Origin of the sequence: Sphingobacterium sp. Ag1 (genome assembly GCF_000988325.1) — a bacterium.
GTDB lineage: Bacteria > Bacteroidota > Bacteroidia > Sphingobacteriales > Sphingobacteriaceae > Sphingobacterium.
Genome location: NZ_LBGU01000009.1, coordinates 1 through 10,798, shown reverse-complemented (window position 1 = coordinate 10,798; position 10,798 = coordinate 1). Strand labels below are relative to the sequence as shown.

At 41.4% G+C, this 10,798-nt stretch carries 9 protein-coding genes; 5 read left to right on the top strand and 4 right to left on the bottom strand.

The annotated features are described in order from the left end of the window. Positions 1-238: 238 nt before the first annotated feature. Positions 239-2,155, bottom strand: a complete 1,917-nt coding sequence (gene acs / locus AAW12_RS00255; protein ID WP_046671623.1) for an acetate--CoA ligase — start codon at positions 2,153-2,155, stop codon at positions 239-241. A gap of 184 nt (positions 2,156-2,339) precedes the next feature. Between acs and AAW12_RS00250 the strand changes: the two genes are divergently transcribed. Continuing rightward, positions 2,340-3,218 carry a hypothetical protein gene (locus AAW12_RS00250; protein ID WP_046671622.1) on the top strand — a complete coding sequence of 293 codons (879 nt, stop codon included), beginning with the start codon at positions 2,340-2,342 and terminating at the stop codon, positions 3,216-3,218. Positions 3,219-3,352: 134 nt separating this feature from the next. On the opposite strand, the gene AAW12_RS00245 is transcribed toward AAW12_RS00250, so the two are convergent. Genes AAW12_RS00245 through rsmA form a run of 3 tightly spaced genes read right to left on the bottom strand, consistent with a single transcriptional unit; the run spans position 3,353 to position 6,308 of the window. Next, positions 3,353-4,285 carry an NAD(P)-dependent oxidoreductase gene (locus AAW12_RS00245; RefSeq protein WP_046671621.1) on the bottom strand — a complete coding sequence of 311 codons (933 nt, stop codon included), beginning with the start codon at positions 4,283-4,285 and terminating at the stop codon, positions 3,353-3,355. A 57-nt stretch (positions 4,286-4,342) separates the two neighbouring features. Continuing rightward, positions 4,343-5,527 (bottom strand): FAD-dependent monooxygenase, encoded by a 1,185-nt coding sequence (locus AAW12_RS00240; protein ID WP_046671620.1) that lies wholly within the window; start codon positions 5,525-5,527, stop codon positions 4,343-4,345. A 1-nt stretch (position 5,528) separates the two neighbouring features. Continuing rightward, entirely contained in the window at positions 5,529-6,308 is a 780-nt protein-coding gene (rsmA, locus tag AAW12_RS00235; RefSeq protein WP_046671619.1) for a 16S rRNA (adenine(1518)-N(6)/adenine(1519)-N(6))-dimethyltransferase RsmA, read from the bottom strand. An 81-nt stretch (positions 6,309-6,389) separates the two neighbouring features. Here rsmA and pdxA point away from each other — a divergent pair, with 81 nt between their 5' ends. From pdxA to miaA, 4 genes are all read left to right on the top strand, one after another. After that, positions 6,390-7,445, top strand: coding sequence for a 4-hydroxythreonine-4-phosphate dehydrogenase PdxA (pdxA, locus tag AAW12_RS00230; RefSeq protein WP_046671618.1), 1,056 nt, complete (start codon positions 6,390-6,392; stop codon positions 7,443-7,445). Positions 7,446-7,615: 170 nt separating this feature from the next. Next, positions 7,616-9,049: a CCA tRNA nucleotidyltransferase gene (locus AAW12_RS00225; RefSeq protein WP_046671617.1), complete on the top strand. Its 1,434-nt coding sequence runs from the start codon at positions 7,616-7,618 to the stop codon at positions 9,047-9,049. A 45-nt stretch (positions 9,050-9,094) separates the two neighbouring features. Further along, positions 9,095-9,688, top strand: coding sequence for an IS1096 element passenger TnpR family protein (locus AAW12_RS00220; RefSeq protein ID WP_046671616.1), 594 nt, complete (start codon positions 9,095-9,097; stop codon positions 9,686-9,688). Beyond that, a complete protein-coding gene (gene miaA / locus AAW12_RS00215; RefSeq protein WP_231585171.1) occupies positions 9,688-10,656 on the top strand; it encodes a tRNA (adenosine(37)-N6)-dimethylallyltransferase MiaA in 969 nt (322 codons plus the stop codon). Before AAW12_RS00220 ends, miaA begins: the two co-directional genes overlap by 1 nt. Positions 10,657-10,798: the final 142 nt, after the last annotated feature.

Genomic DNA, 10,798 nt, shown 5'->3' with positions numbered 1-10,798 from the left:
TAAGCTAACTTAAGAAGGAAAAGGAGCTGCTGAAGAAGCCGATCTATGTGTGTGTATATGGCTCTTTGAACAATAAAAAGCTTAGCGAATGTAAACCTGGTATGCTACGTGGTGAGCGTGTACGGGTTGGCTATACATTGCCTATAAGGTTAAATTTGAGTGGGATATAATCAAAAGTATCTAAAAAAATAACAGCCTTCTATTTGGAAGGCTGTTATTATTTTAGATACTTTATATGCTATTTTTTCAAAGCTGCAGCGCCTTTGATGATTCCTTCTACAACGGCAGGATCCTGAAGTGTCGAAGTATCACCTACATTGGCGATATCGTCTTCGGCAATCTTACGTAAAATACGACGCATGATCTTTCCTGAACGTGTTTTTGGTAAATCATCAACAAATTGGATAATGTCTGGTTTAGCAATCGGACCGATAATACGTGAAACAGTTTCCATGATATCCTTTTTGGTGGCTTCTGCATCGGTATGGTGATTCGCAATGACATAAGCATAGATACCTTGTCCTTTTACAGGATGCGGATAACCGACAATGGCAGATTCAACAACGTCAGCGTGCATATTGATCGCATTTTCCACTTCTGCCGTACCAATGCGGTGGCCCGAAACGTTTAATACATCATCTACACGACCTGTGATTTTGTAATAGCCTTCTGGACTACGGAAACATCCATCGCCCGTAAAATACATATCCTTATACGTCGAGAAATAGGTTTGACGACAGCGGTCATGGTCCCCCCATGTCGTGCGTAGCATACCCGGCCAAGGGAACTTGATACATAGGTTTCCTGTGACATCATTGCCTTCGATTTCTTTTCCATTCTCATCCATCAAAGCGGGTTGAATGCCCGGCATCGGGAACATCGCATAACTTGCTTTTTCCGGTGTTACTCCGGCCAATGAAGTGATCAAATGGCCTCCATTCTCTGTCTGCCAATAGGTATCAACAATAGGACAATTCTTTTTACCAACTTTTTCGTTAAACCAGTTCCAGGCTTCTTCGTTGATTGGCTCGCCTACAGACCCCAAAACACGTAAAGAGGACAGGTCGTTTTTGTCGACAAATTCGTCGCCAAAAGCCATCAATGAACGTAAAGCAGTAGGAGATGTATAGATAATATTGACTTTGAACTTATCAACAATGTCCCAATAACGGCTCGCATCCGGGAAGGTTGGAATACCCTCAAACATTAAAGAAGTAGCTCCTTGTGATAACGGTCCGTAAACGATGTAACTGTGTCCTGTAATCCAGCCGATATCTGCTGTACAGAAAAATACATCGTTTGGCTTATATTGAAACGTATTCATAAAGGTATAGCCTGTATACACCATATAACCGCCACAAGTGTGTACTACACCCTTAGGTTTACCTGTGGACCCCGATGTATAAAGGATGAATAAATTATCTTCAGCATCCATCTCTTCTGCTGGACATGCTGGATTTCCTTGTGTTTCTACTTTTTTGATCTCATCTTCCCACCATACGTCACGTCCTTTGATCATCGATACCGGTGTACGCGTACGTGTTAAAACAATTACTTTTTCAACAGTGTCACATTGCATTAAAGCATCGTCCACAATGTTTTTTAAACCAATGGTTTTATTGCCGCGGTAACTACCATCTGAAGTGACGATCAGTTTGCATTCTGCATCGACGATACGATCAGCAATAGACCGTGCTGAAAAGCCACCAAACACCACCGAGTGGATAGCGCCGATACGAGCACAGGCTAATACAGCAATAACCAATTCAGGAACCATTGGCAAGTAAATACATACCCGGTCTCCTTTTTTGATGTTATTATTTTTAAGTACGTTGGCAAATTGCTCTACCTTTTGTAGTAATTGCTTATAGGAAAGAATGCGGTGCGCTTCATTTGGATCATTAGGTTCCCAGATGATGGCTGGTTTATCACCATTAGCATAAATATGGCGATCTAGACAGTTTTCTGTAATATTTAATTTAGCACCCTCAAACCATTTGACATTGGGTTCCTCAAAGTTCCAGTTCAATACTTTATTCCATTTTCTCTTCCAGAAAAAATGATCTGCAATGCTCGCCCAAAACTCCTCAGGTTGTTCTACACTTCGCTTATATTCACTTTGATATTCTTCAAATGATTTTATTTGTAGGCTCATCGTTATTAGGATTATTATGAATTATTTTAATTTATATTGTTATCGTTGCGAAATTGTTTTTGATATTTCGATTTCGGTGTACAATTTAGCGGTTTTTGCCCATTTTATCAAAAAATTGATGTTTAATATAATGTTAAACTACTTTTATCTATAAGATTGTTATCTTGCATCAAGATTTTTCAAGATGTCTTTTCTAAGAAAGCTATTCTATATTACAATCTATACAAATCTTCTGATCGCCATGGCGGCCATGGCACAATGCGCATTGACTTATATCATATTTGAACGGTCTATCAATTGGTATATCGTTTTAGTAGAAGGAACGGCGACCTTGCTACTCTATAATTTTAGCCTGTGGTGGTCCAAACCAAAGTATCCAAAAGAATCAAAATTCCCCCGGACACGCTGGATCTTTAATCATGAATGGGTCATGTGGTTAAACAATGGTATCGCTTTGCTTGTACTTGGTTATTGCTTGTGGCATATACATCTGTACTCTTTTTTGTTTTTGGGATTTATTGGAATACTGAGTCTACTATACGGAATGCCTCTATTTACCTTCCGTGACCGCAAAGTGGGGCTTCGACAGATACCCGGGGCCAAGATTTTTCACATTGCCTTGGTCTGGGTCTGCAGCAGTGTGGTGCTCCCTTATGTGGAACTAGCCAACATCGGTGTCACAATAGATCAGTGGGTTTTTATTGCGCTCTGCGGATTGAAGTTTATATTTTTGGTTATCTGTACATTGCCTTTCGATATTCGGGATATTCAACAGGATTCCTATTATCATCTACGGACTTTACCTAATATGCTGGGTGAACAAAAAGCTAAAAATCTAACCTATGGGCTACTAGGCCTTCATTGTATTTTGGTTTTGTGTGTACCCTATGCCGTACCTATTAAAATCGGATTGATTCTGACCAACGTACTTATATTTGCCTTGCTTAAGTTGGCTGTTTTCAAAACAAAAGACCATTACCACTACGCTTATCTACTGGACTGTAGCTTGGTGCTTCAGTTTCTGATTGTTGTTGTTGTCGGTATCTTTAGCCCCGGAACCTGATTTTTTAGAGCTTTCAAGAGCAATGGCTTACTTTACTCTCCTGCACCTGTATGAATAGGGGATGCTTAATTGATTACTTGCTCGCTTGCTCGCATGATTGATTGAAGATTTTGGCAAATAACTCTTTGCCAAAATTAAGACGCCAAAAAGGCGATGATCTTATCTGCGGCGACTTCCGACAATTTATAATAACTTTCAAAGGTCCATCCGGCAACGTGCGGCGACAAGATTACATTGTCTCTACGGATAAGATCTGCATACCAGCTCTGTTCGGCGAGTTTTGGGAACTTTTCTACGGGCAACACATCAAATGCTGCTCCGATAATGGAACCGGAATCAAGGCCGTTAAGCACTGCTGGAACTTGTACAATACCGCCTCGCGCCCCTAATAAAAAGAAAATAGGTTTTTCAAATTTAGCCAGATAATCCACATCAATCATACCTCTTGTTTCATCCGTTAAGGGGATATGGAAACTGATCACATCGGCTTCTTTGCAGATCTTTTCCATGTCTGCTGCCGATGCATATTGATCCGTATAGTCGATTCGATATTTATCATAGGCAAGTACCTGTACATCAAAACCGGATAATTTTTTTGCCATGGCCATACCATTGTGTCCATAGCCGATCAAACCTACAGTACGCCCCTTAAGCTCATATCCACGATTGGCCTCACGCAGCCACTGCCCAGATCGTATTTGTTGGTCCCCACGATTCAAATTGTTCATTAGACTAAGCAACATACCGATCATATGTTCACCTACAGCATCCCGATTGCCTTCATTGGCCGGAATTAACAGCACTTCTCTTTGCGTAGCAATTGTATCGTCGATATTGTCCATCCCAGCACCAGCACGAGCAATAAAGCGGAGGTTTGGCGCCAAGTCAAAAAAAGCTTTATCTACCTGAAATTTGGAACGGATAACCATACCGGAGTAATTAGCGATAATTTTTTCAGCTTCTTCTCGGCTGATATCAGGTTGATAATTGTAGGCGATCCCCGCCTGTTCGAATTTCTCAAGCATGATTTCATGAATGTCGTCGACGATCAAAATAGTAGTTTTCATTCCATTTTTTTTATGTGGCACTGATCAGTGAATACCGTTGCTGTGTAGTACGATGATTTAGATCCCAGCGTCATGATTATGGTTGATTTGCATAAAATCTACAGACAGTAATTTATTTAACTGCTGTTGTTTCATGCGGTTGGGCATTATTTTCATGCAAAAATTTCGCATTCCTATCAGGAATGGATTTTCCCATTGTGCTATTTTTCCTATTCTCCAGGAAGTATTACAGATATAATTTACCCGATCCAATCGTCTTTTTTCGAATCGTTTGAAGGCCAAATTAATGGAATCGGAGCTTTGGAGTTCGTTTATCAGCACAGCAACATCTTCAATAGCCTGACAGGCTCCCTGGCCCAAGTTGGGCGTCGTCGCATGTCCTGCGTCACCCAATAACAGGATATTGTCAAAAGCGAGTTGTTGAAGTGGTGTGATGTCAATAATGTCATTTGCGATTAATTCGCTATCTTTTGTCTCCAACAGGATCGTTGGAATAGGGGCATGATAATCTTTAAAATTTTCGAGAAGCTCCTTTGTTTTCCATCTTTTAAAGACCGGATTTTGTGCCTCAGTATTAATGCAGGCGTACCAATAGATCCGGTTATTGACAAGTGGGGTCATTCCAAAGCGTCCTTTGCTGCCCCAGGTTTCTGTTCCTTTACCGAGCTGTATGCTGCTATTGTCAATGGTTGCCCGCCAGCAGGTGTAGCCCGAATAACGAGGTGCAGAGCCCGGTATGAGTTGTTGTCGTAGTGCTGAATGTACACCATCGGCAATCAAAAGGGTTTGCCCCTGTACATGGCTTCCATCTGCAAAATAAACATGAATATCTTCGCCCGCTCGTTCAAAGGAAACGGCGCGTTTGCCGAGATGAACTTGCCCCTTCGGAATTTTGGATAATAGAAACTGATGCAGGTCTGCCCGGTGGATAGCGAAGTTGTCCTGCTGATATTTTTGGCTGATTGACCTAGTGTCTGGTTCAACAAGAATATTTCCCTTTTGATCCAAGACATTGTAGGATGCCAGGTAATGCCCTAACGGGACGATTTCATCTTTCAATCCTAAATGTTCCAAAGCCTGCATGGCGTTGGCTGCGAGCCCGAATCCGGCACCTATGCCTTTGAGTTCAATGGTACTTTCATAGACATGTGCCTCAATGCCTAGTTTTGCAAGCCCTATTGCAGCACATAATCCAGCGATACCTCCGCCTACGATAATCCATGTGCTGTTCGTCGAATGCATATTAAAGACTGTTTGCTATTTCGTTTGTTAAACCGACAAAATCATCTACCGTCAATCGTTCTGCCCGTAGCTCGTACAACGGATTGTCGGACATTTTATCTTTCGGAACAACACCCGAAAGTGAGTTGCGGAGGGTTTTGCGACGTTGATTGAAGCCTGCTTTAACAACACGCCAAAATAATTTTTCATCACAATTCAATTGTTCCCTGTCGTTGCGTGTCATGCGAATAACACCCGACAATACTTTTGGCGGTGGATTGAATGCTCCTGCCTTTACAGTAAACAGGTATTCTACTTTATAATACGCCTGTAAAAAGACACTCAAGATGCCATATTCTTTACTTCCTGCTTTGGCAGTACAGCGTTCAGCGACCTCTTTCTGGAACATCCCCGCCATTTGAACAACACGATGCCGCTCATCCAAAATTTTAAAGAGAATCTGGGAGGAGATGTTGTACGGAAAATTGCCGATAACGGCCATTTTCTCGCCAAAATACTGTGAAAAGTCAAGGTTCAGAAAATCACCGTGAATCAATCGTTTACCCAACTGGGGATATTTATCGTCCAAATAAGCAATGGATTCATCATCCACATCGATCAAATAAGTTTCATAATCTTCCTTCTGCAAGAGAAAATCTGAAAGTACCCCCATTCCCGGGCCAACTTCAAGCACCTGGCTAAAACCCAATTTAGGATCCAATGCTTCCACAATCTTTTGTGCAGCATTTTTATCGTTCAAGAAATGCTGTCCTAAATGTTTTTTTGCTCTTACTGTGCTCATGTTGCAAAAGTAAAAAATAAATAAGTGAAAAGTTATTCTAAGAAAAAAATCCCTATTTTTGAATCAAAGCATTTAAACAGAATGAGCGATAAATTAAAAATCGGAATTACCGTAGGCGATATTAACGGCATTGGACTTGAAGTCATCATTAAATCTTTGGTAGATCAGCGGATGTGTGATTTCTTTACGCCAGTGGTTTACGGAAATACAAAGGTTGCTTCTTTTCATCGTAAAGCGATCGGAGTAAATGATTTTAGTTTTAACGTGATCAATGATGCTGAGCAGGCGCATTCCAAAAGAGCAAATATGATCAATTGCTGGCAGGAAGACGTGAAGATTTCGTTGGGTGAAGAAAATGAGATCGGCGGTAAATATGCTTTCCTTTCGTTGCAGAAGGCTGTTGAAGACTTGAAAGCCGGCAAGATTGATGCTTTAGTAACTGCCCCAATCAATAAGCATAATATTCAACAGGAGGGATTTCAATTTCCGGGCCATACCGAATACCTGCAGGCTAAAGTAGAGGCTGATGATGTATTGATGTTTATGGTTTGTGACGAATTACGTATCGGTGTGGTAACAGGTCATATTCCGCTGCATGAGGTTGCGGCGAATATTACCGAAGAAGCAATTCTTAAAAAGCTAGCCCTGATGAATGATTCGTTGAAGAAAGATTTTTGGATTGAAAAACCTAAGATCGCAGTCTTGGGGCTTAATCCACACGCTGGCGATCATGGGATTATTGGTACCGAAGATGATCAGATCATTAGACCTACCGTAGAAAAAGCAAATGAGCAGGGGATCTTCTGCTTTGGTCCATATCCTGCCGATGGATTCTTCGCAAAAGGTGCTTATGAGAAATTCGATGCGGTACTCGCGATGTACCATGACCAGGGTTTAATTCCTTTTAAACATATTGCCAAAGGTGCCGGTGTAAACTTTACGGCTGGTCTACCTATCGTACGTACATCGCCTGATCACGGTACAGGCTATGATATTGCTGGAAAAAACCTAGCTTCTGAAAGCTCTTTTATCGAGGCTATTTTCTCGGCTTTACATATTGTAAAACGCCGCCGCGAACAGGCCGAATTGCTTAAAAATCCACTTGCTTTCCGTAAGTTATCCAAAGATAGAGACTAAGTTGCAGTCTTACTTTTTTTAGGGACAAGGATAAAGAGGGTTGATTTAATCTGTAAGCTCGCCGTTTACAGTGTCAACGTCTTTGATCCTTGTTCAATTGTCTCTAATTCCAATACAAAAAAAATTGTTACTTTTGCAAACTGTTTGGTTTTTTACCTGCTGTTCTAACTATGTACGATAATTTACAACATCCAATATTTTCAATCATTAAGGAACTCGCCGAGACAACAAATACAGAATGTTATGTCATCGGGGGGTATGTTCGCGACTATATTATGAAGCGCCCTTTTAAGAATGATGTGGATATTGTGGTCGTCGGCAGCGGCATTGAATTTGCGACTTTACTGGGTGATAGGCTACATACTAAAGTTGCTGTCTACAAGAATTTTGGTACAGCCATGCTGGTTTATGAAGGACTCAATGTGGAGTTCGTCGGTGCACGAAGGGAATCCTATCGTGCTAACTCGCGTAAGCCTATTGTGGAAGACGGTACCTTAACCGATGATCAAAATCGGCGTGACTTTACGATCAACGCGATGGCGTTTTCATTGAATAAAGCAGATTATGGTACTTTAGTGGATCCATTTAACGGAGTTCAAGATCTCGAACAGCGTATTATCCGAACTCCTCTAGATCCGATAGAAACGTTTTCCGATGATCCACTGCGTATGATGCGGGCTATCCGCTTTGCGACACAGCTCAATTTTAAAATCGCGATTGATGCGATCAAAGCGATTAGTGATACCAAAGAGCGAATAAAGATTATCTCCAAAGAACGTATTATCGATGAAATCAATAAGATTATTCTCTCACCCAAACCGTCAGTTGGTTTTAAATATCTTTTTGATACTGGTCTCCTGGAATTGATATTTCCGGCCATGTATAATTTGCACGGGGTTGATGTCATTGATGGCAAAGGCCATAAAGATAATTTCTACCACACGCTGGAGGTGCTGGATAATGTATGTGAATTGTCTGAAGACCTTTGGTTACGATGGGCCGCGATTATGCATGATATTGCCAAACCGGCAACAAAGCGTTTCGATAAAAAGCTCGGCTGGACCTTTCATGGGCACGAAGATCGTGGTGCGCGTATGGTACCAAAGCTTTTTGCTGAATTGAAGTTGCCGCTCCATGAGAAAATGAAATTTGTGCAGAAGCTGGTGCAATTGCATCTTCGGCCTATTGTCTTGGCGCAGGATATCGTAACGGATTCTGCCGTACGCCGTCTTTTGTTTGAAGCAGGTGATGATATTGAAGCCCTGATGATGTTATGCCATGCTGATGTTACCACAAAAAATGAGTTTAAAAAGAAAAAATATCGTCAGAATTTTGAACTTGTCAAACAAAAATTGAAGGATGTCGAAGAACGGGACAAGGTTCGGAACTGGCAGCCGCCGATCAGTGGAGAGGATATCATGATCCTATTTGGCTTAGCGCCAGGGCGTACTGTAGGGCAGCTGAAAAATTTGATTCGCGAGGCTATTTTGGAGGGCGAGATTCCAAATTCCAGAGTCGAGGCTTATCAATTCTTGGTGAAAAAAGCAGGGGAAATGAACCTGACGATCAAACAAGAAATCCCATTGGAAATTTCCAATTCTTAAAATATAGTATTAATTTTAGAGGGTTAAAAGAAGAAAATAGCAGAGATGGCAATTTATAGATTTAGAGTTACTTTTGAGGATTATGAAGATGTATATCGTGAGATCGACATGCCTTCTAAAAGTACATTTATAGACCTACATGAGGAAATCCATAAATCTACAGGTTATGCTGCAGATGCATCTTCCTCGTTCTATGTGAGCAATGATCAGTGGAAAAAAGGAACAGAGATTGCATTCAAGCCTACACAACGTAAAAAAGATGCTGAGGTATTGTTGATGGAGAATATCCGTTTAAGTAAGTTTATCGATGATCCACATCAGAAATTTTACTACGTTTACAATTTTGATCGCCCTTATGATTTCCAGGTTGAACTGATCAAAATCTTGAAAGAAGAGGATGGGAAGGAATACCCGGCGCTGTTTAAGTCCATCGGCCAGGTTCCTAAAACCATGACTGCGGCTAATTTTCCGGTCTCAGATGCTATTGAAGAGGACGATTACGTGGAGGAAGACGATACGCAATATGGCGTCGATGACGAAGACGAACTGGATGGCTTCGACAATGATGGTGATGATGAGGAAGAGGGTGAAGAAGGTGAAGAGCGTGAAGAATCCAACGGCTACGAAGACGAATATTAATGAAGAAGACTTTTACAGGTTCTTTTCGGCCTGTGAAGTACTATATTATGGCAAATAAAAAAACATTGATAGCCATTGTGGGGCCAACTGCCGTTGGTAAGACTACAATGGCTATTTCATTGGCACAATATTTTAATACGGCGATCATTTCTGCTGATTCCCGTCAGTTCTATCGGGAAATGTCTATTGGTACAGCAAAACCAAATCCAGAGGAACTTGCTGCTGCCCCCCATTATTTCATTGATTCACACTCCATCACGCAGGAATATTCTGCAGGAGATTTTGAACGTGAAGCTTTATTGAAACTGGAAGAACTATTTCAATTGCATGACGTCGTCATTATGGTAGGTGGATCGGGCCTGTTTGTACGGGCCCTGTGCGAAGGATTGGATGATCTGCCCAAGGCGGGGGATGAAGTGCGCGAGCGACTTAATCATGAACTTGCAGTATTGGGATTGGAGGCCTTAAAAGACCGATTGAAAAGAATTGATCCTGCATATTTTGAAACGGCAGACATCGATAATCCACAACGTGTCGTCAGGGCGCTTGAAGTTTTTGAGGCGACAGGTAAACCGATGTCATTTTACCATAAGAAAGATGTCGAGAAAAGACCTTTTGATATTCTTACCATTGGCTTGAATATGGATCGGGCAAAGTTGTATGAAAGGATCAATTTACGTGTCGATCTGATGATGAAAAATGGCTTGCTGGACGAAGTGAAAGCTTTACTTCCTTTCAGAACGAAGCCTGCATTGCTCACTGTTGGTTATGCTGAGTTGTTTGATTATCTTGATGGCAAGCAGTCTTTGGCGGAAGCGACCGAAAAAATCAAACAAAATTCGCGACGTTATGCCAAGCGACAGATTACATGGTTTAAAAAATATGGTTATACGCATTGGTTTCAATCCCAGGAAACTGCCGCTATCATTGATTTTATTCAAAAGGAGCTGAGGGGAGAACATTCCTAAGGATCTGATAGGAGAGAACTTGGGGTTATCGGCGAAGATTCAAATGAAGCATCGCAGATTCAAATCAAGCATATGGCCTGTGTTTCAAAGCATACCTATCGTATACAGGCAATTTAAATAGATGAAATAAAAAAGCCTTTGT